The 24,446-nt window shown below is 61.7% G+C and carries 11 protein-coding genes; 3 read left to right on the forward strand and 8 right to left on the reverse strand.

Annotated elements, in window-relative coordinates; genetic code table 11:
- The first annotated feature begins 394 nt into the window (after nt 1-394).
- Together HOP58_RS21605 and HOP58_RS21610 are read left to right on the forward strand one after the other, a co-directional pair.
- Nucleotides 395-1,117 (forward strand): transglutaminase-like cysteine peptidase, encoded by a 723-nt coding sequence (locus HOP58_RS21605; protein ID WP_234261651.1) that lies wholly within the window; start codon nt 395-397, stop codon nt 1,115-1,117.
- A gap of 85 nt (nt 1,118-1,202) precedes the next feature.
- Nucleotides 1,203-3,116: an EAL domain-containing protein gene (locus tag HOP58_RS21610; protein WP_234261653.1), complete on the forward strand. Its 1,914-nt coding sequence runs from the start codon at nt 1,203-1,205 to the stop codon at nt 3,114-3,116.
- Nucleotides 3,117-3,200: 84 nt separating this feature from the next.
- On the opposite strand, the gene HOP58_RS21615 is transcribed toward HOP58_RS21610, so the two are convergent.
- The 8 genes from HOP58_RS21615 to HOP58_RS23110 form a co-directional block, all read right to left on the reverse strand.
- Complete coding sequence (locus HOP58_RS21615; protein WP_234261655.1) at nt 3,201-3,533, reverse strand: tryptophan synthase subunit beta like protein; 333 nt, start codon at nt 3,531-3,533, stop codon at nt 3,201-3,203.
- 93 nt (nt 3,534-3,626) lie between these two features.
- Complete coding sequence (locus HOP58_RS21620; protein WP_234261657.1) at nt 3,627-7,937, reverse strand: retention module-containing protein; 4,311 nt, start codon at nt 7,935-7,937, stop codon at nt 3,627-3,629.
- Between the two features lie 235 nt (nt 7,938-8,172).
- On the reverse strand, nt 8,173-16,809 hold the full coding sequence (locus HOP58_RS21635) for a retention module-containing protein (protein ID WP_267963550.1): 8,637 nt from the start codon (nt 16,807-16,809) through the stop codon (nt 8,173-8,175).
- 249 nt (nt 16,810-17,058) lie between these two features.
- Nucleotides 17,059-17,670 carry a response regulator transcription factor gene (locus HOP58_RS21640; protein WP_035591373.1) on the reverse strand — a complete coding sequence of 204 codons (612 nt, stop codon included), beginning with the start codon at nt 17,668-17,670 and terminating at the stop codon, nt 17,059-17,061.
- Nucleotides 17,670-19,112, reverse strand: a complete 1,443-nt coding sequence (locus HOP58_RS21645) for an HlyD family type I secretion periplasmic adaptor subunit (RefSeq protein ID WP_026038168.1) — start codon at nt 19,110-19,112, stop codon at nt 17,670-17,672. Before HOP58_RS21645 ends, HOP58_RS21640 begins: the two co-directional genes overlap by 1 nt.
- Nucleotides 19,113-19,120: 8 nt before the next feature.
- A complete protein-coding gene (locus HOP58_RS21650; protein ID WP_026038169.1) occupies nt 19,121-21,292 on the reverse strand; it encodes a type I secretion system permease/ATPase in 2,172 nt (723 codons plus the stop codon).
- Between the two features lie 111 nt (nt 21,293-21,403).
- On the reverse strand, nt 21,404-23,674 hold the full coding sequence (locus tag HOP58_RS21655; protein ID WP_010628833.1) for a TolC family outer membrane protein: 2,271 nt from the start codon (nt 23,672-23,674) through the stop codon (nt 21,404-21,406).
- A gap of 318 nt (nt 23,675-23,992) precedes the next feature.
- On the reverse strand, nt 23,993-24,118 hold the full coding sequence (locus tag HOP58_RS23110) for a hypothetical protein (protein ID WP_267963551.1): 126 nt from the start codon (nt 24,116-24,118) through the stop codon (nt 23,993-23,995).
- Here HOP58_RS23110 and HOP58_RS21660 point away from each other — a divergent pair.
- The gene (locus tag HOP58_RS21660; protein ID WP_010628834.1) at nt 24,117-24,401 is read left to right on the forward strand and encodes a hypothetical protein; all 285 of its coding nucleotides are present in this window, start codon (nt 24,117-24,119) and stop codon (nt 24,399-24,401) included. The two genes, HOP58_RS23110 and HOP58_RS21660, sit on opposite strands and share 2 nt — an antisense overlap.
- Nucleotides 24,402-24,446 lie beyond the last annotated feature (45 nt).

Below are 24,446 nucleotides of genomic sequence, written 5' to 3' on the forward strand. Positions count from 1 at the left end.
CGGTGGCGGAGAGGCTGCCGTCGCGGCTGGCGAAACGCACCTCGAGGTGGAAGGGCTGCGAGAGCGCCTCTTCCAGGGTGAAGTCGATCACCGCCAGCTCGGCGCTGTCGACCCCGGCGAGATCGAGGGTGAATTGCAATCCAGTTGCATCGGCCATACGCGCGTTCCTTTCAGCAACCTGATGAAAAAGCAGGACGAGAAACGCAAGGTTACGCAAGCGAAACGAAGGCACAAGACGGTAGGTGCATGAAGCGACGATGGCTGACGTAAATTGTCGGCAATATCTTACAAGCACCCGGCTTCTTAAAATTCTCATACCTATCGTGTTGCCGTTATCCCTCCTCTATACTGGCTTTCATGAATTACATTCCTTAACACGCTTCCGGCGCGCTCGATGACGCATCGCCCTGCCCCACATGGCTCAAGTTCGATTCTCAGCCCCAGCCGCCGCCGCTTCATCGGCGGCCTGGCAGGGCTGCTGCTTGCCGCTGGGTTGGGTCTCTCCCCTACGTCACTCGAGGCACGCATCGACCGTGCCCGCTTGCGTAACAGCATGCAACGTCTGTATGGCAGCTCCGGGCTTGCCATTCTCGAGGATTGGTTTGCCCTGCTGGACAGGCTACGCAGCGCCGATCTCGATACCCAATTGCGCGAAGTGAACGATTTCTTCAACCGGCGGGTGCGCTGGGTCGAGGACATCTACAACTGGGGTGCCGAGGATCACTGGGCAACGCCGCTAGAGACCATGGGCAAGGGTCAGGGCGACTGCGAGGATTACTCGATTGCCAAGTACGTCACGCTCAAGGAGCTTGGCGTCTCCGGCTCGCGGCTGCGCATGATCTACGTTCGCGCCCGCATCGGCCGTAGCCAGATCGTCCAGGCACACATGGTGCTGGGCTACTACGAAACGCCTTCCGCCGTGCCGCTGATTCTCGACAATCTGGTGCCTTCCATCACCCCCGCCACGCAGCGTACCGACCTGGACCCGGTGTTCAGCTTCAACAGCGATGGGCTGTGGGCCGGCGGCTCGACTCAGTCGCGGGCCGATCCGGTGGCACGTCTGTCACGCTGGCGCAGTGTGATCGAGCGTATGGAGCAGCAGGGATTCATGGGATGACGAAGAAAAACGAACCGCCTACAAGAGCGACACATGCCCCGCAGCAGGATGAACGAGGGCATCCATTCCCCGGGGGAACGAAGACATGTCACTGATCAAGCAACTCTGGTTGACCATCGCGGTGTTGCTGCTGCTGGCCTTCGTGGGCAGCCTGCTCATCGGCGTGACGAGCAGCCGCCATTACATCGAGCAGGAAGTCCAGATCAAGAACAACGACAACGCCAATGCACTGGCGCTTTCGATGAGCCAGATCGAAAAGGACCCGGTGATTCTTGAGCTGCTGCTGGCGGCTCAGTTCGATACCGGCCACTACCAGCGCATCGCGCTGTACGATCCCCAGGGCGAGATCATCGACGAGCGCACCGCTGGTGAGCATATCGACGATGTGCCGGGCTGGTTCGTGAATCTGGTTCGCTTCGAGGTGCCGCCCGGTCGGGCTGTGGTTCAGGATGGCTGGCAGCAGTACGGCACCCTGGAGCTGGCCAGCCAGCACAGCTTCGCCTACCGTTCGCTGTGGCGCAGCACCCTGGAGCTGGCTGGCTGGTTCGCCATCGCCGGCGCCATCAGCCTGCTGCTGGCGGCCTGGATCGTACGCACCATTCGGCGCCCGCTGCGAGACGTGGTGAGCCAGGCCCAGGCCATCGGCCAGCGGCGCTTCATGGTAGCCAACGAGCCCCGGACGCGTGAGCTGCGCGAGGTGGTCCAGGCCATGAACCAGCTCTCCCAGGCGGTACGCCAGATGCTCGGCGAAGAGAGCGACAAGCTCGATCAGCTACGGCGGCGCATGCAGCACGACCCAGTTACCGACACACTCACCCGGGCGCCTTTCCTCAACCAGTTGCAGGCTCACCTGAAGAGCGAAAAGGACGATGCCAGCGGCGCACTGGTCATGGTGCGCGTGGCACGTCTGGCCGAACTCAATCAGCAGCTCGGCCATGTCGCCACGGACGCCCTGCTCGCTCAACTGGCGCGTCGTCTCGAACAGTTGGCCCGTAGCCACGGCCACGGCACGGTGGGACGACTCAACGGCAGCGATTTCGGCATGATCCTGCCGCGTCATCACGAGTTGCAGGACCTGGGCAAGACGCTTCAGCAGCACTTGGAGAGTCTCAGCACCAAGCAGAGCGTCGACACCTCGCTGGCTTCCGCGCTGCGTCAGTATAGCCAGGGCGAGAGTCAGGCCGAGCTGCTCGCCAGTCTCGACGGCGCCCTGGCTGCGGCGGAAACGCGCGGTCTGAATGGCCAAGAGATCGTCGATCAACCCGCCGGCACCGTGCTCTATACGCGTCATGACGAATGGCGTCAGGCGCTCGCGGAAGCGCTGCAGCAAGGCGTATTCCTGGCTCACTATCCGGTGCTGGATGCCGAAGGCAAGCTGATTCACTTCGAGGTACCGTCACGCCTGCGCTTGAAGGGCGAATGGCGGCCGGCAGGTGTATTCCTGCCGTGGGTGTCGCGCCTGGCCATGGCTCCCACCCTCGATCTGGCCGTCGTTTCGGCGGCACTTACCGATGTCGAATCCAGCGGCAAGGCGGTGGCCGTCAATCTCTCGGCGGAGTCACTGGGCGACGGGCACTTCGTGGGCGAGCTGCTGGCTCGCATTCAGGCGCATCAGGGCATTGCCGACAAGCTGTGGTTCGAGCTGCCCCAATCCGTCGCGCTGCAGCAGCCCCAGGCGCTGCGTACACTCTGCCACGCCCTGCTGGGGCTGGGCTGCAAGGTCGGCCTGGAGCATGTCGGCACCCAGTTCGGCAAGATCGAGGGGCTGCAGGATTTGGGCCTGAGCTTCATGAAGATCGAAGCCGCTTTGAGCCAGGAGGTGGAAAGCCGCAGCGATCAGCAGAGCCTGCTGAGAGGCATGGCAACGCTGGCCCACTCACTGGGCATTCTCACCTTCGCCGAGGGCGTGGAGAGCCAGGATGCGGCAAAGGTGCTGTTCGAGCTGGGGCTCGATGGTGTGACGGGACCGGGTATCCGGCATCACGCAGGCGACACCTGATCCACCAGCTACACCCGATACGACATGAGGCCGGCAAATCGCCGGCCTCATGCTTCAATGCGTCTGGGCTCAGAGAATCTGGGCTCAGATGATGTCGTTGTCGGTATCCGACATCAGGCCGATGCTGTTCCTGCGCTTACGCAAAGACTGACGCTCCAGCAGCTTCTGCTGAGCCGGCTCGGGCAGATCGGTAAAGCTGATCACGCCCTTGTCCATCAATACGTTGATCACGTCCTCGAGAACGCGCACGAAGGCCAGGTCGGACTTCGACAGTGCCAGGTTGTCGACGTCATCTCCCCCTTTGGAGACGAATTCCTGCAGCTCAGGAGAGCCAGACGGCAAGAACTCGCGGCACTCTGCCGTTGCCTCATGGCTGACCTGCACCACCTGCCCTGACTCATTACGCTTGATGTACATGAGTATGTCTCTTGATGACTTTACCTAGATTAACAAACGCCCTGCCCGGTGTCTCCAGGCAGGGCGCAGGGCTAGCGATTCATCGATTCCACGTTACTGATCGATGTGCAGCTGACCACTATCGAGCAGCCCCTTGAGGAACTCCGCCGACCCTTGGTCGTTCATGTTGAAGTTCTCCAGCACGATCACTTGGGTCGCATTGCTGCCGTTTGCACCGATGCTGCCCTCGTGGTTGACGTAAAGCACGGTACTGGAGCCCTCTTGCGCGGCGAAGATGAAGCTGTCGATGGTTCCCGCCGCTTCTCCTTGCAGCAGGTCGGCCAAGTCAAGCGTGTTGCTTCCAAGACTGAAGTCCTTCACCACATCACGGGCGGCACTTCCCACGCCTCCCTGATCGCCGAAGTTCCACTGGAATACGTCGTCTCCTTCGCCGCCAATCAGGGTGTCGTTACCGGCACCTCCGATGAGGATGTCGTTACCATCACCGCCGCTCAGTACCTGAGCCCCGGCGCCGCCGAACAGCACGTTGTTGCCGGCATCGCCGTTCACTACCTGGCCATTCTGGACCACGATACCGAGGGAGCCGGAAGCACTGTCGCCATCCGCATCGGTCACGGTGAAACCGAAGCCCAGGTTCTTGGGTGCGCTATCATCCATGCTGAAGGTGGAGATCGAGGTGATGCGCACCGTCGTACTGCTGCCAGGCATCAGGTCGATATAATCGATATAGGTGCCCAGCTTAGCCGTGATGAACAGGTTCCCATCCACCAGATTCGTGACTCTGGCAATACCGCTCACCGTAGTGCCATCACTCAGCATGGCCGTATAGTTCACGGTTTCGTTGCCGCTGATGTCGTTGATCCCGATCTTGGCGACATAGGCCAGGTTTGCTTTGCCGCTGGCGCCTTCATTGTCGAAATCGATACGCATCTTCTCGCCGGTATCGAAGATGTTGTTACCAACCCCCATTCCCTGGGTACTCGGGTTGATGTTGCCACTGCCGGTGATCTTCACCGACCAGGCCTTGGCGGTCGCACTCGAACCGAAGGTGCCGTCTTCATAGATGTAGTAGGCCGGCTGCGGTCCGCTCGCCCCCACCGAGCCTTGCAGGGTCGAGTTGAGAATCGACAGATCCAGCGGCTGGTACTGCTGGAAGGTGTAGGTACCGTTCGGATGCCCGGTGAGGGTAAAGACCACCTGGCCTCCTGCGCTGGCCGTCAGCACGGAGCCGTCTCCTGACACCTGGTATGTGACCGCCTTGCCGCCCGACGTCAAGCCCGCTGGCGGTGTACCACTGAACACCACCTTGCCCGGATAGTCGGCCCCAATGTCAGCCAAGGAGCCCGTGAAGCTGGCACCGATGGCATTGACACTGACGGCGTTGGTGACATTGGTGACGGGCGCATCGTCGATGATGGCTACCGACAAGGTGCCGCTCGCCGTGCTTCCCCCTACCCCATTCACGCTCAGACTAATGCTGTCGGTCAGTACGTCGTTGGTCGCAGTGCCCGGCGCACCGTGGCTCTGCGCTGCGCTCAGCGTGTACTGGTAGCTGACGGTGCCCGCCGTGGCCGTGCCGCTGAAGCCGGTCAGGTAGAGCGTGCCCATGCTGGTGACGATACCCACGGAAGGCGAGCTCTCGTTGAAGCCCTGCAACTGCGCCAGGGTGAAGACCTGCCCCATCACGTTCAGCGTGGCTATGCCATCGCTAGCCGAGATCTGGAAGCTACCGCCAGCCGTTTCCCGGGTGTCCGCTGCTGAGGTCAGCCCCGCTTCGTAAACGGTGCTGTCGGCACCGCCGGTACTGACGATCACACTGGCGCTGTCATCGGTGCCCTGAATCGAGAAGCCGAGCGTGGCGCTGGCCCTGTCACCGTCGGCATCGGTAATGGTGTAGCCCAGGTTGAAGGTGAGCAGGTCGCTCGCCTTCAGCGCCTGTACCTTGGCCAAGCTATTGTCGAGGGTGAAGCTCCAGCTACCGTCGGTATTCAGCACTAGCGTGCCGTACTGGCCAATGTCGGCCAGTTGGGCGGAACTGACGTTCCAGCTGACTGTAGCAGCACCCCCAGCGGGGCCATCAGCGCCGAAGCTGTCGTTGCTCAGCACGTTGCCACTGAGCACGTTCTGGACGGCATCTTCAGTGACGGTGCCACCATTGTCGTTTACCGCCTGCGGTACGTCGTCGACGATGGCGATGGTTAGATGGCCAGTCATCGCGCTGTCACCAACGCCCTTGACGACAACGACGATCGTGTCGGTCAGTACGCCATCGGTAGCGCTGCCCTGGCTGCCATGGGCTTGCACCTCTTTCAGGGTGTACTGGTAAGTGATGGTGCCTACATTGGCCGTGCCGCTGTAACCGGTCAGGTAGAGCGTTCCCATGTCAGTCACGATGGCCGCCGAGGGAGAGCCCGAGCTGAAGCCCTGCAGTTGCGCCAGGCTAAAGGTTTGCCCATCTACGGTGACGTGAGCGATACCGTCGGTAGCCGATACCTGGAAGCTGCCGCTGGCGGTCTCACTGGTATTCTCCACCGAGATCAGCCCCGCCTCGTACACGGTGCTGTCGACACCGGTTGCGCTGACGATGACCTGCGCTTGGTCGCTGGTCCCGTGGATGGTGACGGTGACGACCTGGGTGGCGGTGCCGCCGTTGCCGTCACTGACCTCGACGGTGAAGCTGTCGCTCACGCTCTGGCCGGTGATCAGGCCCTGAACCGCGGGGCTCGCGTTGTCGAGCACGTAGGTCCACTGGCCGTTGGCGTCGACGCTGAAGCTGCCGTAGGTGCCGACGTTGGCGCCCACCACGCTCCAGGTGTGGGTGTCGCTGGTGTCCACGTCGCTGACGGTGAGCTGGCCGCTGGTCTGCAGGGTGGCGTCTTCGGTCACCTCGCCGCTGGCCACGCCGCCGATGATCGGCTGGTCGTTGGTGCCCTGGATGGTGACGGTCACGCTGCTGGTGGTGCCGTCGGCGGTCACCACGGTGAAGCTCTCGCTCAACGTTTCGTTGACCGCCAGCCCCTGCACGCTGACGTGGGCGTTATTCAGCACGTAGCTCCAGGTGCCGTCGGTGCCCAGGGTGAAGGTGCCGTAACTGCCGGCCGTCGAGGCCTGGGCCACGAACACGGCCTGGCCAGCGTCGGGGTCGCTGACGTCGAGCTTGCCGCCGGTGCTGAGGATCTCGTCCTCTTTCACCAGACCGCTGTCCTGACCGGAGATCACCGCACCGTCGTCGCTGCCGTGAATGGTCACGGTGACGACCTGGGTGGCGGTGCCGCCGTTGCCGTCACTGACCTCGACGGTGAAGCTGTCGCTCACGCTCTGGCCGGTGATCAGGCCCTGAACCGCGGGGCTCGCGTTGTCGAGCACGTAGGTCCATTGGCCGTTGGCGTCGACGCTGAAGCTGCCGTAGGTGCCGACGTTGGCGCCCACCACGCTCCAGGTGTGGGTGTCGCTGACATCCACATCGCTGACGGTGAGCTGGCCGGTCGTGGTAGTGGTGCCGTCTTCGGTCACCTCACCGCTGGCTACGCCACCGATGATCGGCTGGTCATTGGTGCCAACGATGGTCAGCGTGACTTTCGCAGTCGAAAAACCGCCCCGTCCATCGGTCACGGTATAAGTGAAGGTTCCGGAAGCCTGCTCGCCTAGTGCAAGCGCATCGAATCCACCACGCGGGTCGAGGCTAAGGAAGCCATCGGCGCCCAACACCACGGTGGCGGTAAAGACGAGCCCGTTCGGACCGATGAAAGTGACTTCCCGGCTGCCCGGGTCGCTAATGGAAAGTGCATCGCCATCGGGATCGCTATCGTTGTCGAGCACATTGACTCCCGACAGCAAGCTTTCCTCATCGGTCGAAAAGAAATCGTCCAGCGCAGTCGGCACGGCATTGAGCGGTTCGCTAGGCAGTTCCACCAGCGGCTCTTGCGGTACCGCCCCCGCCTCCTCAACCACCGGAAGGTCAGTGACAGATACATTGCCGAATTCGAATGATTGCTCCCCGGTGCTCTCGGCGACGCGCGCCAGGCGCACGAAGTTGTGGCCGCCGTCCGCCGCACCCCCACCGCCAGCTCCCGCGGCGGTGGCATCGAGAACATCGAGAAGATCGATCGTGTCATCATCCAGCGCCGCCAGCAGCGCCTCGATATCCTGATCGAGAGCCGCGAATTCGCTAGGCTCCAGTGGCTCCTCGGCATGGAGCTCCGGTGTCAGAACGACCTGCTCTCCGTCCTGGATCAAAGCAGGAGCGGTATTGTCACCAAAATCGAGCTCTACTCCCCCTCCCTGGGAAGCGACGACGGTCTCCCCTTCGCGCAGCGTGTCACCAACGCTGAGTTCACGAAGGTTTCCTGAGGCATCACGAGCCCAGGCCTGACCGGAGATGGACAGAACGATTGCAATAGACATTTTGGGAGGACCCCGCAAAAAGAGAGAACGACTTTACGAGGCTCGCCACGGCCAAACAGACCACAGCTTGGAGGGGGGCGTGCTTACCGCGAAGTATGCGCCAGACGGCAACCCGCGATATTGGACTCTAGTACAGGGTGGATGAGAAAACTCCTTCACCGCCTATCAGGGGATATGAAGAAAAAGCAGACAAAAAACGCCCGGCTAATGCCGGGCGTTTCAAAGATAACCTACCTTATTCGATTTCGAGCTGACCGTTGCTGAGCATTTGCTGAATTAGCGCATCGCTGTAGGCAACGCCCTTGAGAACGATCGTCTGGTCGACAACCGACTCATCGTAGACGCCACCAGTGAAGCCTCCATTGTGGCTGATCTGGAGCACGGTATTGCCACTTCCATCGTCGGCCGCGTGCAGGTATTCAGCCAGATTGGAGCTGCTGGCCCCATCGAGCAGATCGGCAATGTCCAGCCTGTCGGCTTCGCTCTCCACACCGAACTGCCCAAGGGTGAAGTCCATCACTTTATCTGTTGCAGGTGTCCCTGCTTCGCCCTGGTCACCCAGCTTCCATGCGAAGGTATCGGCTCCGAGGCCACCATACAGAATGTCATTGCCAGCACCTCCGATAAGCAGGTCATCGCCGTCCCCGCCTACCAGGGTATCGTCGAGCGAACCGCCGAGGATCGCCAATGAATCACCGCCCTGTACGGTCACGACAGCGTCGATCTCCACCGGGCCCTCATGGCCAACCGGCACCTTCAGTGTCAAACCGGTGATAGTCAGCTTGCCGTTCTCCACTACGACGCTGTAATCACCCGTCCCACCCAAGGGCAGAGTCCAGGTTCCATCGCCATTGTCTTCACCGATGGAGAGTTCAGCACCTGCCGGCACACCACCCAACACTACCGAGACCACTTGGTCGGAAACGTTGTCCTCGGCCAAGGTCACATCGACTTCGATAGCGTAAAGGTCCGCCGCCTTGTAGCTGATTTGGTGCACGACATAATCATTGCCTACGCCGTGGCCCGTTTCGCCCGGGGCCGGCGTAGAGAAATCGATGCCTACGATTTTCTTGCCATCCGGTGCTGAAACCTTAATGACCTCTCCTATACCGTCATACCCGCCTTCAGGGGTGTTTCCATTCACGATGGCTGACGAAGAAGTCCCATCATCGTAGCGTACGGTATATTTGGCATACTCATCGGTTCTCAGCCATGCAAGCTGGAAGAAAGCCTCGGAGACTTTTTGGTCGAACCGTACTTCCAGGCGCTGGTTATTGGCTATCTCTGACTTAGCCGCACCTGAGCCAGCCGGACCATCACGGTCGACACCAAAGCCCATCTGTGCCCAGCTGACCTCACCAAGATTCCAATTACCTGAGTTTCCTGGCGAGTAGTATGCAGCCACGGTGAAGCCTTCAGGCTCACTCTGAGCATTACTATTGTCCACGCGGAGCACAAAGTCCGCAGGACCATCCAGAGTGACCTGGACCTCCGGCTCGCCGATCCGGTTAGGCTCAACGGGGTTCGGCACGCCTTCGAGGTTGATGGTCAGTTTCGATTCGACCACGTCGCCATCAGCATCGGTCAGGTAGTAGGTGAACTCGTCCTGGTAGGTCTCGCCCGCCTTCATGCCATCACGCGCGCTGCGGCTGACCACATAGGTGTAGCTGCCGTCAGCGTTCACGGTCAGGGTGCCGTGCTGTCCGATGATCGTACCGCTGGCCAATGTACCACCTTGGCCATCCGACCACAGCAGGCTGTCCTCTTCCGCCGGGCCATCGGCCCCCCAGTCGGCATCGACCCGGCCTTCCACGCTGGGCAGGTCGTCGGTCGAGGCGATTTCGGCAAAGAGTTCGAACGAACTGGCCTTGGTCTCGGTGGTGTAGACCGTGTCGACGAGGTTGCCATTGGCGTCCAGGAAGCCGCGGATCTTGAGCACGTACTCACGGTCGCCTACCTGGATGGTAATTTCTTCATTCGGGTTGAGGATCTTGACGATATCGTCATTGTCCGGATGGGTGGCCGGCGACTTGTTGTTGGGCGTCTCGTCATGCTCGAGCTTGATAGTGGTGGTCACCTCGGTCAAGACACCGTCGATCATGACCTTGAACGACACGTCAAGATCGACGGTCTTGAGCACTTTGCTACCGGCGCTGATCACGAAGTTGTTATGCGTCAGCGTGCCCAGCGAGAACAAGGAGTCGGTAGTGACGCCGCCCAAGCCCGTCAGCCCTTCGGCATAGACGAAGTCATAGCCTGAGCCGTTGGCCCCGCCCCACTGGATGAAAATACCGCTCTCATTCGATGTGGTGGTTACGCTGCCGCTTCCTGAGGTAGTGGTCAGGTTCTCCCAGCCGGCGCCAAGCTGACCGACTTCGAGTTCGCTGACAGGTACCTGAATGGCCTGAACCAGATCGAACTCGAACGGGACATCGTCGATCACCACCACGTCGATGGTGCCATAGGCAATGTGTCCCAGGCCGTCCACCAGCTCGAGCTGAATGCCCTCTTTCGCCAGCTCGTTGCGGCCTTCACCGGGTGTGTGCTCGACGGCGCTGCCCAGTTCGAAGCTATAGCTCACCTCACCGGTTGCAGAGTCGTAGCCGGTCAGAGTCAGGGTGTTGCCTTCTGGCGTCTCGATCACGATGACATTGCCGGCCGCCAGTGACTCCAGGTCGCCCGCGCTGAGCTTGACCTTGTCGCCCTGCTGCTCGCCATCTCCCAAGACCTTGGTTCCGGCGATCAGCAGCGCGCCGAACCCTTCCGGTGTAGAGAGTTTGAAGCTACCGCTATCGGCGGCTTGACCCTCGCCCTCGGCAGTACCGCCATCGAGGTATTTCTCATTGACCGTCACGTCGCTGTCGGTCAAGCCAAGGATGGTGGGCAGCTCGGGCAGCGGCGGTACTTCGCCAGGCTGGAAGCCAATATTGAACGAGCCATCCGTGGTGTCTCCGTCGCCGTCGACTGCAACGACATCGACAGGCAGCGTGTAGCCGAGCTCGGCATCGAGGAACACCCCCTGGAAGTTCTTGACGTTGTACTGGTTGCCACCGGAGCTGCCATAGAAGCGGATTTCATCGAAGCCACCCGAGGCGGAAGCCGTCGTGCCGTTGCCGGTGCCTACCGATACGCCATTGCTGAAGATTTCCCAGCTCAGCGCTCCGCTATTGCCCATCTCGAAGGAGAGCTCAGTCAGTGTTTGGTTGAACTGAGCGATCAATGTCTGGCCTGCTCCAATCAGGTTGTTACCGACACCGATGCCATTGGTAGACCAGTTGACTGCACCGCCTACGCCGGTGAACTGAGCCGACAGGTTCGGGTTGCTGATGACCAGCTCGCCATCGATGCCACCACCCTGGTTGCCGATGACATCCGTGGTGAAGCTGACCGCGACAGGGTCAAGAGGCTGGTGAACGACGACCTCGTACTGGTTGCCACTGACGCTCATGTCGATGGTGAGCACGGGATTGCTGGGGCCGTCGCCAACCTTATAGGCGATCAGCTGCTGGCTCTCGCTATCGAACACGTAGACCAGCTTCGTGCCGCCAGAGGTGAGGTATGTTTCTTTGGCAACACCGTCGTCTTCGTAGCGAACCTGGATGTGGCCTTGCCCATCCGTCATCAGGCTGGCCTGCGAGATATGTGCGCCATCCGCATCCGCACCGATGGTGAGATCCAGACTACCGATAGCGGAGCTGTCAACGCCCATACCGAGAGAAGCATCTTCCGGCGTGCCGAACTCGGGCACGTCGTCCAGAATCTCGATCAGCAGGTTGCTCGAGGCCGTATCGCCGTCGGTATCCTCGAGCACGATCTCGAAGGATTGGGTCAGCGACTCGTCGTTGGCCGGCTGGTCGTGATCCTTGTTGGCGTTCAGCGTGTACTCGTAGTTGACGGTATAGGTGCCGTTGCCGTTTGCAGTGAAGCCCGTGATGACAAGGGTATTACCGCTTTCGGTCACGATGGTCGGCAGCGCTTGCTCGAGCCCATCCTTGACGATGTACTCGCCACCCACGCTCAGGTTCAGCACACCATCCGGAGCGCTTACGGTAAAGCTGCCACCCTGTACCAACAGACCGCCGCCCTCTTTGCTTCCTCCCGGAAGATGGGCTTCGTTGAAGACCAGGTGATGGCCATCGCCATGCACCGGATTGTCGATAGAGACAGGCGAGTCGCTGATCGCGATGGTCAGCGTTGCGGTGTCGCTGTCACCGTCGCCATCGGTCAGGGTATAGGTGAACACATCCGACACACTGCCAGGGGCGCCGGGGTTACGTACGTAGGAGTAGGTGCCATCGGCAGCAATGGTCAGGACACCGTACTGGCCAGTGATATCGACCGTACCCTCGGCCGGTACGGCAACGCCGTTGACCGACGTTACTCGGCCGCCGTCGGCGCCCAGCGTGTCGTTGGCCAGTACGTTGCCTTCTTCGATGATCTGGCCGGAGCCAAGGTTGACTGTTACGTCCTCCGCAGTCGGGCCATCGTCGAGGAAGTAGATCACCTGGCCAATGTCGATCGTCGCATGGGCCTCATCGCCATCGCCATCGGTCACGGTCTTGGTGAGGAAAATCACGTTAGCCAATATGTTGGCGGCATCACTCGCACCGATCTGGCCAACGCCCTGGTGGGCAATCGCCCTGAGCTGGTCGAGAGTCACGACCCCTGTCTCGGCATTCACTTCGAGGGTGAATACGGGCACTTCGACACCATCGTCGGTCACGACATAGCCGACGATATCGCCATCCACTTCCTTGACGAGAACGGCCTGACCGGTTTGGGTATCGACCAGACCTGAGTCGGCACCAGCAGCCGAGACACTCAAGGTGTATTCACGGGTCTGCAAACCATCGGCGCCATACTCAGCGCTGAAGTATCCGGAGAAGTCGAACGATGCCGTCACGTCGAGTTGTGCCTCGTCGACGGTCAGGTTGGCGGGCTTCCATTCGACGTTGATGTTGACGTCGTTGTAGTCCCTATCGCTGCCAGGACCGTAGATGTCCTCCCAGTTGAGATCGCCCTCTTCGGCATTGTTCTCGACATGCGAGCTGCCATCGGGATGCAAGCTGGAGTCGTTGAAGAGCACGGGTGCGTTGGAATCCTGTCCAACGAGCTGATTACCGTCTGCAGTGACTGCGACCCAGACTCCGTTGACCTGCTCGAAGGAGATGTCAGTGCCATTGGTCAAGCCGGGATTCAGGTTCGAACCATTGGGGATGATGAAGTACCCCACCTCGCCCGGAGCGTAGCCTTCGAGCACGAAGGTATCACCGACGTCGAGCTTGACGTTGGACCAGACAACTTTGCCGATGGTGGGATTGCCGTTTTCGTCCTTGATGTAATAGCCGAAGCTGTTGTTGTAGCCGACCCCAGGCGCACTGCCCAGATTGGTGATGGTGACCTCATGCCCCGTGGGGTTGGTGCCATCCACGCTCGGCAGGTCGTCAGCCACTTCGACGGTAATGCCCGCAGTGGCGCTATCGCCATCCTGGTCGCTGGCGACGACCGTGACACCGGTGATGGTCAGGTCGTCGACGTTGACGTCGTGCGGCAGTGCGGCCAGCAGCTCCGCCGTGACGGTGATGGTACCGCTCTGCTGTGCAGCGATCGGATCGGTGCCGCTCAGGCTCAGCTTGAGCACCGGCTCGCCATCGAGGCTGCCGATCAGGTTGCCGTCGTTGTCCAGCGACCAGCTCAGCTCACCGTCGAGGCCGGTGACCTGAATGTTGCCGGTATCGCCGAAGGCAAAGCTCACGATGTCGTCGCTGCCGGCGGTAAAGGCCAGTTCTTCACTGACGACGTGGCTGCCGCCCACGGTTTCGGCATCGGCCAGGGCCAAGGTCACGCTGCCGCCTTCGCCATTCTCATCGCCCGGGGTCGGACCGGCGCCGTCCTTGATCTTGATGGTGTGGCTGGCACTCGCACGGTCGCCATCGCCATCGACCTTGATCAGTTCGAAGGATACCGGCACCTTGCCGCTGCTATGGTCAAGGTTGGTGCCGGGAACGAAGGTCCAGGTACCGTTCTCGTAGAAAGTCAGGGTGCCTTCAGGCAGCGCGTAGGCATGGCCGATCTGCAAGGCCTGCTCGGGGCCGCCGTTGATGGAAATGAGCTGCTGCGCCCCTTCACTGTCGGCGCCGCTTTCGGTGTTCCAGGTGCCGGTGACGGCATCGCCCCCTTCGGTGGCCCAGTGGGCCCCACCAAGGTTGGCGTCAGGCGCATCATCGATGACTTTTACCGTGAGGTTGCTGCTGGCCGTATCGCCATCACGGTCCGTGACCGTAATGGTGAAGTCGCGAATCAAGGCATCGTCCTCACCCGGCGCGGAGTGGTCCTTGTTGCCCTGCAGCGTATATTCATAGCTGACGCGATAGTTGCCAAGAGGCAGCTGTGTGATGCCGGTGATCTCGAGCTTGTAGCCGTCCGGTACGTCGATGGCTGCATTCTCATAGTTGAAGCTGCCATCCGCGTTGCGTGTGACGGTCAACGTCAGTTGGTCGTCGCCCTCGCCGATGGTGATGGTCACCTGAGCGAGGCCATCGATTGCGTTGACCAGGAAGCTACCACCCTGAGTCAGCGCTCCCTCATTGGGGCTGCTTCCGTTCTCCAGGTTCGCTTCGTTGACGACCAGGTGCGCGCCTTGGCCGAAGGGCGGCAGATTGACGATACCGACCGGGGAGTCGAAGCCCTTGACGGTGAGCGTGGCTGTATCGGTGTCGCCATCGCCATCGGTCAGGGTGTAGGTGAACCTGTCGAGGAACACCCCCTGATGATTAGGCGTGTCACCACGCACGTAAATGAAGTCGCCGTTGGAATAGATGGTCAGAACCCCATGTACGCCGTTGATCGTGGCGACACCATTTTCCAATGCGACAAGCTGATCGCCGAACTGAACATGGGTAACCTCGGCGCCATCTGCGCCTTCCACGTCATTGGCCATCACATTGCCGGACTTCTCGAACCGACCCAGACGAACCAGGGCCAGATCGTTGTTGGCTACCGGGCCGTCGTCGACGAAGCTGAGCTGGCCGCCAAGGTCGATACTGGCCGAAACCGTGTCGCCATCGCCATCGACTACCGTGGCGTTGAGCGAGAGGCCGCTGCCGGCCAGGCTCAGCACGTCTGCCGGGTTGGAGCCATCCGGGTGAGACAGCGCCAGATGCTGAGTCAGGGTGACTTCACCGGTCGCGGCATTGACGCTAATGGTAAAGGCCGTCCGGCCATCGGCATCTCGGCCGATGATCGTGCCGTTCTCCTCGACAAGCGTGATGGCATGACCGCCGTCGGTCGTCGTCAGTCCTGTGCTGCCATCGCCTTCGACGCTCAAGCTATAGCTGACGCTACCCTCGCCATCGGCCCCGAAGACAACGGTAAAGGCCCCGGAGAAATCGACGGTTGCCGGCTCACCGAAGGCGCTTTCGTCGACCTCGAGCTCCGCCAGGTCACCCGGATTGGGGTCGATGCTCGGCATGTCATCGACGATGCTGATGGTGCCACTCAAATCGGCACTCAAACTATCGCTGACCACGTCACCGTCGGCATCGGTCACGGTGACCGTGGCAACCACGCCGACCAGGCCAGCCGGCAGGCCAACGCTATCCACACCCTGCTCGGGATGATCCACCGGAGCGGACTGAGTCAGGGTCACGACACCGGTGTCGGCATCGATCTCGATACGCAGCACTTCGGTATCACCGGCACGGCCGATGACGATGCCATCCTCAAGAGTGAATACAATCGGCTCACCGCCGCTGGTCAGGTCGTGCTCGACCTCGCCCAGAGTCAGGCCATAGCCGTCGATCACGGTACTGCCCGCGCCGTCAGCGCCGTAATTGACGCTGACGGCAGACTCGAAGGCAGCGGCTACGCTACCGCTGTCAACGGAGGGGCTGCCGATTGTATCCTTGTCGAAGACGACCAGGGCGATTTGACCGAGATCTACGCCGCCGACCTCCACGCTCGGGCTGTCATCCAGGATGGTGATGTTCAGCGTCCCGGTAGCCGTACCGCTGCTGCTGGTCACGGTGTAGACCAGGCCTGTAACCGCCTCGTCCGTGCCCTCTTCATGCAGCAGGTTGTTCAACTGGGTAAGGGTGGAAGCGCCGGTGCTGGGATTGAGCTCGATGGTGAAGATGTTGAGCTCACGACCGGGCGAAAAGGCAGTCAGCGTATTGCTGCCGGCATCCCAGCTATACACGATGGTTTCTTGACCGACCTGGGTTTCGACACCATCCATAGCCGCAAAGCTGATGCTTCCGGATCCGCCGGAGCCAAACGAGAACGGCAGAGTGCCAGTCACGACGGAGCCGGATTCACTGAGGATATCGGCATCATTCAACGACGCGTCGAAGCTTCCGGCAGTTGGTGCGATGACTTCGTCTTCCGGCGAAGCCGCTGTGAAAGCGGCACCCTCGATCTCGGGCAGCTCACTGCCCAGCCCCAGACCATATTCGAACGCCAGGGGGTTCGTATCTTCGGCAATACGAGCGAGGCGCACGAAGCTGTGGCCACCATCGGCGGCACCACCGGGGCCGGCCCCGGCTGCAGTGGCATCGAGCACGTCGAGCAGGTCGATGCTGTCGTCGTCCAGTGCGGCCAGCAGTGCCTCGAGATCCTCATCGAGAGCCGCAAACTCGGAAGCATCGACGACTTCGTCGGCATCGAGTTCGGGCGTCATGGCCACCTGTTCGCCACCTTCGATCAGGGCAGGATCCTGGCCATCGCCGAAGTCGAGCTGGGCGCTTCCGTTATCGGAGGTCACCAGCACCTCACCTTCCTGGAGCGTATCCCCAACGCTCAGCTCGCGAACGTTACCGTCTGCATCTCGCGCCCAGGCGCGCCCCGTGATCGAAATGATGGTGGCATTGGCCATGACCTGACTCCCTGTTTCGTCTAAGTGTTACCGTTTTTTGGTTTTCTTCTGGCGCACGGTGTGCGCACACCGGACTCCTTGACGATACACATTAGATTACGTTTCGAAACAAAAATATTGGACCGAAGGACAGTGTTTGAAATTAGCGAAAATAAATTTAATAAAAACTATAAAAACAAAGGCTTGCTGGAAAAACAGCAAGCCATTTGATGGACACGCCGGCTAGAACAGAAGCACAGCGCCAAGATTTCAGACGATATTCTCGTCCTGACGAGAGAGTTTGAGCACCAGTTGCATGCGGTCACGCACCCCCAGCTTGCGAAACGCTGCGCCGAGATGCGCCTTGACCGTACGCTCGGTGATGTCGAGCAGACGAGCGACTTCCTTGTTGCTGCGCCCTTCTGCCACGGCCAGGGCCACAGCACGCTCACGCTCCGTCAGTATGGCCAGGCTATCCACTGGCAGGCTCTCACGCCCGCCAAGCGTGGTGAATGCTGCACCTAGCACCTTGCTCAACAGCTCAGCCGGTACCCATACCCCTTGATTGCCAGTGACCAGCGCGGCCTGGGACAGCAGCTCAGGTGGCGAGAGCGCATGCAGGTAGCCCCTGGCGCCTGCCTGCAGCGCCTGAAGCGCTTCGGCTTCACTCGGCACCAGAGTCATTACCACGATGGTACATCCTTGCGCGGCCAAAGCCGTGGTCAAGGCAGGCCACTCGGCATGATCGGTCATGAGCCAGATCTGGTCGCCACGCTTCGTCAGTCGCAGTACCCGTTCAGGATCGACCTGGCGGACGTCGGGAAAGGCACTGCGCAGCCGTGGAATTTCTGCACGTTTCTGGCTGATGAACAGAGCTGTCATCATCGTTCTCCCATGGAGTCGCTCCATGCTCTCAGCACGGGCTTGAGCAAGAACTGCATCACGGTACGCTTGCCGGTCAGGATGTCGACCTGAGCCGTCATGCCGGGAATGACCTGGATGTCGCCACCCAGATCTTCTCCCTCCAGCGTTCTCACACGCACCAGATAGAAGGTGTTGTCGTTGTCGTCGGTGATGGTGTCGGCGCTGATATGTACCAGTTCGGCCTCCAGCCCACCGAAGATGGCGAAGTCGTAGGCGGTCAGCTTGATCGTGGCCGGCTGACCCGGGCGCAGGAAGGCGATGTCCTGCGGGGCGATACGCGCCTCGACCAGCAGTTGATCGTCGCTGGGTATGATGTCCACCACGTCCTGGCCGGGCTGCACGACGCCACCCAAGGTGGTGATACCCAGACGCTGCACGACGCCGGTAACCGGTGAGCGCACCTCAGCCAGGCGCACGCGATCCTGCAGGCCGGCACTGGATTCATCGAGCGCACCGAGGTCGCCGATGGTCTGGGCCAGATCGTTGCGCCAGTTGCTGCGTCGCTCGGCGCCGAGCTCGCGTAGCTGAGTGCGCGCCTCCTCCACGGCGGCCTCGAGTCGAGCAACCGAGGCTGCCGCCTGGTTGCGCTCGCCGGTCGCGCGGGACACTTCGCGCTCCAGCCTAAGTATGTCGACTTCAGAAACCGCCCCGGACTGCAACAGCGGCCGCGTCAGGTTCAGCTCCTGGCTGGCCATGCTGGCCTCGCGCTGGGCGGTATCCCGGCGTGCCTTGGCCTCGTTGAGCTCTTCTTCACGCTGACGGATGCGGTCGCGCAGAATGCTCTCCTGTTCGCGCAGCTCCTCGCGCCGGCTCTCGTAGACCTCCCGCTCCTGGGCCACGATGTCCGGCGCTTCGGTGCGCAGTTCTTCATCGGGGTTGAAGGGCGTGTCAGTGGCCAGGGCACGCAGCCTTTCGGCACGAGCACGCAGCGCCAGCGCTTGGGCCCGGTTTTCGCGGAAGTTGGCGATGAAGCGAGTGGGATCGATGCGCATGAGCACCTGCCCCGCCTCGACCAGTTCACCTTCGCGGATCAGGATCTCCTGCACCACGCCGCCATCGAAGGACTGCACTTTCTGCAGTTGGCTGGAGGGGATCACCCGCCCCGTGCCGCGGGTGACTTCGTCGATCGAGGCGAAGTAAGACCAGACGATCAGTGCGATGACGGCGAGCAGAACGGTATACAGGAATATCCTCGCCCGGATGGGGTCCTGCTGCATGCGCGCCCAATCGGCATCGCTGGCCCAGTCGCGATTGAGATGGGCAGCCGTGACGCGCTTGGAGAACAGACGGTCGATGAAGGGGCGAAACGGCTTGCCGCCCACTTCGGAAAAACGCCCGATCGCTTCGAAGCCTTGCTGCTCGGCGCTCTTGCCCTTGCCTTTGGCCTTGGGAGAAGACATGACGGTCATCAGCTGGCCCTCCCGATCTGGCCTTTGCGCAGGGCCTCGACCACTTTGTCGCGGGGACCGTCGGCGACGACCTTGCCGGCATCGATGACGATGATGCGGTCGACCAATGACAACAGCGAGGTACGGTGGGTCACCACGATCAGCGTCTTGCCCTCGCCGTACTGCTTCAGATTGGTCTTGAAGGCCTCTTCGCTGGCGTGATCCATCGAGCTGGTCGGCTCGTCGAGCAGCAGGATCTGCGGGTCGTGGACCATGGCCCGGGCGATGGCCACGGCCTGACGCTGGCCGCCGGAGAGCATCTGGCCGCGCTCGCCCACTTGCAAATCGACACCATGAGGGTGCCCGTTCACCAGGCTCTCCAGCCCGCTGAGCTTGATGGCACGCAGCAGCGAGTCGTCATCGACGCCGTCGCTGCCGCCACCGGCGACGATGTTCTCGCGCAGCGAGCCGAAGAACAGGCTCACGTCCTGGGGTACGTAGCCGATATGGCGGCGCAGCTGGATGGGGTCGAACTGGCGCAGATCGACCCCATCGAGCATGACCGCTCCCGCCGTGGGCGCATAAAGGCCCAGCAGCAGCTTGTTGAGCGAGGTCTTGCCGCACCCCACGCGACCGAGCAGCGCCACCTTCTCACCAGGCTCGATCTTGAGCGAGACATCGCGCAGCGCATCGCGCTCCTCGTCGGGATAGCGCAACGACGCCTTGTCGAAGCGAATCTCGCCACGGACCACCGGACGCGAGATGAACGCCTTGCCTTCGGGCCGCTCCACCGGTCGCTGCATGACATCGTCGAGCGACTTGAGCGCGGTGGAAGACTGGTGATATTGGGCCAGCAACGCCGCCGCCTGACTGATGGGGGCCATGGCCCGGGACGACAGCATGTAGGCCGCAATGAGCCCACCCTGACTCAGATTGCCATCGATGATCAGATAAACGCCGATCAGGATGACGCCCACGGCCACGGTGTGCTGAGCCCACATGGCGACGTTGGAGACTGAGGTGCTGACCAGGCGCAGTTGGGCGGAAGTGCGCGAGAGAAACGCGGTCGCCTTCTCCCAGATCGATTGAATACGACTCTCGGCCCGCAGCGACTTCACCGTCTCCAGGCTCGACAGCGATTCCACCAGCGTGGCGTTGCGCTGAGCGCTGACCCGCCACGTGGTTTCGGAAAGCTCATGCAGTTTGCCCTGAGCGGCCAAGGCGTAGAGCAGTACCAAGACGATACCGGCCAGAACCGGTAAGGCCAGCGGTGCCCCTATCAAGGCAATCACGCCCACGAACAGCAGCACGAAGGGCAAGTCGACCAGCGCCACCACCGTGGCCGAGCCGATGAACGAGCGCACCGACTCGAAGGACTGCAAGGTCGAGGCGAATGACCCGGTAGAGGCGGGTTTGGCCTCCATGCGTAGCCCCAGCACCTGGGACATGATTCGCGATGAAAGCTTGACGTCGGCCCGGCTTGCCGCCAGGTCGACGAAAGCGCTGCGCATCAGGCGCAGCGCGAGATCGAAACAGAGCACGACGAAGATACCGACGGCCAGCACCCACAGCGTCTCGGTCGCATGGTTGGGCACCACACGGTCGTAGACATTGAGCACGAACAGCGGCATCGCCACCGCAAAAAGATTGATGACCACAGAGCCGGCGATCACATCGCGATAGAGGCGACGGTTCTCGCGGATGACGCCCCAGAACCAGTGGCGGGAGCGCTGTTTGTCGACTTCCGGGCCCCGCGCATCGAAGCGAAAGCGAGGTCGCACGTAAATGGCCTGACCGCTGTAGCTTTCGGTAAGGCCATCGAGATCGACTTCGGTGACGGCATCGCCGAGTTCGGGAAAGATCACCCGTGCCCGGCGCGACTTGAGGTCCAGCCCCACGAGCACGCAAGCACGCCCCGGTTCCAACAGCAAAACGGCGGGAAAGAGTGCCGGGTTGAGTTGCACCAGACGACTCTTGGCGATACGTGCCGTCATACCGGCCCGCGCAGCGGCCCGCGCAAAGACACCGGGTGTGAGGCGCCCTTCTTCCAACGGCAGGCCCGCCGTCAATGCATCGGGCGTGACCGCATGGTCATGAGCCAGAGCAACGGTTTGCAGGCACTCGAGCAGCTCGTCACGAACTGCCGAGCGAGGGGCCTCCTGGGAGGAATACAACACTTCTTGCTGTGTCACGTGGACCTCGGGGATGAGGCCCGCCCGGCTGATCCGGGCGGGTTGATGCTAGATGACGATTACGGCGCTGTCCGTGCGAACGCAGCACAGACAGCTTTTACCCCGGGTCGTTCAGCCCTGCACGACATAGCTGTCGGCATAACCCAAGCGCTTCAGCTCGCCACGCAGTGCCGCCAGTTCACCCGGATCGCCGATGGGGCCGAGCTGGATCCGATGCAGTGCGGCAGAGCTGACCAGGCGCATCGGCCTGGCCAAGGCATCGCTGAGCTGGCTGCCGAGCTGCTGGGCTCGTCCCGCATCGCTCAGCGCCGCCACCTGCAGGTAGGCGCCCTGCTCGACACCCACCGCCTGCGGCTCTGCCTGACCGGCAACGGCCAGCTCGCCAAGGGCGACCTCACCGTAAACCTCGCCCTGAACTTCGCGATAGACGCTGGCAACGGGCTGCTGCTGGGCCCAGAATTCGGCCACGCTCAGCTGAGTGGCGTGCTCCGTTTCCTGAGTGCCGATAGCCGGCCACTGCTGCGCGGACGACATGTCGAGATTTTCACCCACGCGCTCGAGAGTGACTTCCACGCGGCGGTTCTGACGGCGCCCTTCTACCGTGTCGTTGCTCGCCACTGGACGGCGTGAGCCGTAACCGCGGGTCTGGATCAGGCCGCGATCGACGCCTTGACCGACCAGGTAATCCGCCACGCTGTCGGCACGACGCTGCGACAGCGGATCGTTGATGGCATGGCTACCGGTGCTGTCGGCATGGCCGGCGATGAAGACTCGCGCCAGATCGGTACGGCCACGGATCTGGCCGGCCAGGTCAGCGAGTTCCTGACGCGCATCCGGGCCCAGCTCGGCGCTGTTGACGGCGAACAGAGCGTCGGCGGAAAGCGTGACGTCAGGTGCACGGGTCGGCGCCGGCGCACTGATGCCCCGGGTGAAGTCGGCCAGGGTGAAGCCGCCGGGACCGTCGATCGGGCACAGCACGCTCGGGTCGAGCGCCACGCCGTCGCTGCCCAGTTCGGCCAGGCTCGGCATGTCGTCACGCATGACGCCGAGTGCCTGCATCAACTGGCCCATGGCCGCCAGGGTGCGCGCATCGGCCAGGGCGATGTCGTACTGGGCGTTGGCATAGGCACGGCTGGCCTCGAAGTACTCGTTCTCGCTGTCGAGCACGTCGAGCAGGGTGCGCTGGCCGATGTCGAACTGCTGCTGATAGGCGCCGCGAACACGGTCGATGGACTGGCGATGCTCGTTGAGGTAGCGGATCTGTTCGCGCAGGCGCTGGGTATCGTTGTAGGCGATCTGCGTGGTTTGACGCACGTTGGTACAGGCCAGGTCACGCTGGTCGATGGCCTGCTCGACACGGTCGCTGGCCGCACGGAACGACGCCAGGTCGCTGCCGCCGCGGTACAGGTTCATGCTGGCGACCAGTTCGATGCTGTGACGGTCGCGCCGCCCGAAGCCATCGAAGCCGCTTTCGTTGTTGTTGGTACCGGTGCGACCGCGCAGATCCAGGCGCGGCTGGAACCCGGCCCGGGTGCCGGCCTGCTCGGCCCGGGCCGCCTCGATGTTCTCGATGGCGGCGTGGAAGTCGGGATTGCCCTGGAAGGCCAGATTGACGGCTTCGCTCACCGAAGGCGGCAGGCGAGTGTCGAGCTGCGGCGCCGGGGCCAGATTCTCGGCGGGCAGGCTGCCGACGATGCGCAGGTAGCGCGCGGTGACATCGTGCAGGTTGGAGGCCTCGGTCATCAGGTTGGATTCGGCCAGTGCCAGGCGACCGCTGATCTGTTCGAGGTCCACACCGCGACCGGCACCGGAGCGTACCCGGTCCTCGATCTGGTTGAACACGCGCAGGTGGTCGGCATAGTTGTCCTGGGCAAGACGAACCAGCTCACGGTACCGGCGCACGTCGAGGTAAGCACGAGTGGCTTCCAGGGCGACGTTTTCGCTGGCACCGAGCAGCTCGTAGTAGCGCACCAGCTTGGCACGATCGAGTCGCTCGACCTCGCTGCGGGTGGCAAAACCGTCGTAGATCATCTGGGTCAGGCGCAGCTCGGCGAAGTCGGTATCGTAGCTGCCGCGTCCATCGCCCTGACGATCCTCACGACCGACGCCGGCCGCAACGTCGACGCTGGGCAGGTAGTTGCCGCGTGCCACACCGACATCATGGCCGGCGGCGCTCAAGCCGTTCCAGGCCGCCTTGACTTCCGGATTGGTGACCAACGCCTGGCGCACGACCTGCTGAATATCCGACGACCCCGGCGCAGCCAGGCCGGGCGGCAGGGTCTGGGCCACTGCGGCCGTCAATGGGAGCAACGCAAGCGAAGATCCCACCAGCGCGGCCTTGGCCAGCTTGTGGGTACGAGAGAAGTCAGTGGCATATTTCATGGGAGTTCCCTTTTCATGATATCGATCGCCCCGTCTGCACAGGCGATCCGTCGAGTTGTGAAGACATGTTCTTGTTATTACGGGGCTCACCCGGACCAAGCCGGACGGTGCATCCTTTCCCGATTCCCTTTCGAAAGCTGATTTGCCTGAACCACGCCGCAGTATGAGCATCAACGGGATACATTGAGTTACCTTTGATACTCCTTGTCGCACGCCTCCAGGAAAGGTCAACCCTTTTTTGTAAGTAAGCGTAACCGAGGTTGTCCGATTGTCCAATAGATTCCTTCGTCGTTTTTTCAACCTTTAGCATGAGACTGCCTAACGCCGGGAGCCGGGCGCGAGGCTGAGCCGGCAGGCATTGACGGCGCTCTCCCGCTTGCCGACAAACATGGTATCGTCAGCCACATGAATGGCCGGCGCTATCAGCAAAAGGAGACGTGACATGTCAGCCTCATCTGAGATTCAGAAAACACGCGTTATCAATGAGCTGCGCGGCTTCATCAAGAAGTTGCTCCAGGACCCGCGTATCCTCGAACAGTCACTGGAGATTGCCCGCCGTCATTACAGCGAGGGCAAGCCCGAAGATGCCGCTGCCCGTATCGCCAATGAAATTTCCGATACCACCAGCGTGCACATCCCCGAAGATCCGCAGGAACATTCCGAAGCCGACAAACTGTTCCTGGAACTGCTGAAGGAAGTGATCAGTGAGGAGCAGGCGCTCTACTGAGTCACTCAATCAACGCAACGGCATGACTCGATAGGCGGGCGCCGC

Origin of the sequence: Halomonas sp. MCCC 1A11062 (assembly GCF_021404355.1) — a bacterium.
GTDB lineage: Bacteria > Pseudomonadota > Gammaproteobacteria > Pseudomonadales > Halomonadaceae > Halomonas > Halomonas aerodenitrificans.

Excerpts from the sequence above, each read along its gene's own strand:
- HOP58_RS21605 (WP_234261651.1), top strand. The coding sequence starts at position 395 with ATGACGCATCGCCCTGCCCCACATGGCTCAAGTTCGATTCTCAGCCCC.
- HOP58_RS21610 (WP_234261653.1), top strand. The coding sequence starts at position 1,203 with ATGTCACTGATCAAGCAACTCTGGTTGACCATCGCGGTGTTGCTGCTG.
- HOP58_RS21615 (WP_234261655.1), bottom strand. The coding sequence starts at position 3,533 with ATGTACATCAAGCGTAATGAGTCAGGGCAGGTGGTGCAGGTCAGCCAT.
- HOP58_RS21620 (WP_234261657.1), bottom strand. The coding sequence starts at position 7,937 with ATGTCTATTGCAATCGTTCTGTCCATCTCCGGTCAGGCCTGGGCTCGT.
- HOP58_RS21635 (WP_267963550.1), bottom strand. The coding sequence starts at position 16,809 with ATGGCCAATGCCACCATCATTTCGATCACGGGGCGCGCCTGGGCGCGA.
- HOP58_RS21640 (WP_035591373.1), bottom strand. The coding sequence starts at position 17,670 with ATGACAGCTCTGTTCATCAGCCAGAAACGTGCAGAAATTCCACGGCTG.
- HOP58_RS21645 (WP_026038168.1), bottom strand. The coding sequence starts at position 19,112 with ATGTCTTCTCCCAAGGCCAAAGGCAAGGGCAAGAGCGCCGAGCAGCAA.
- HOP58_RS21655 (WP_010628833.1), bottom strand. The coding sequence starts at position 23,674 with ATGAAATATGCCACTGACTTCTCTCGTACCCACAAGCTGGCCAAGGCC.
- HOP58_RS21660 (WP_010628834.1), top strand. The coding sequence starts at position 24,117 with ATGTCAGCCTCATCTGAGATTCAGAAAACACGCGTTATCAATGAGCTG.
- HOP58_RS23110 (WP_267963551.1), bottom strand. The coding sequence starts at position 24,118 with ATGTCACGTCTCCTTTTGCTGATAGCGCCGGCCATTCATGTGGCTGAC.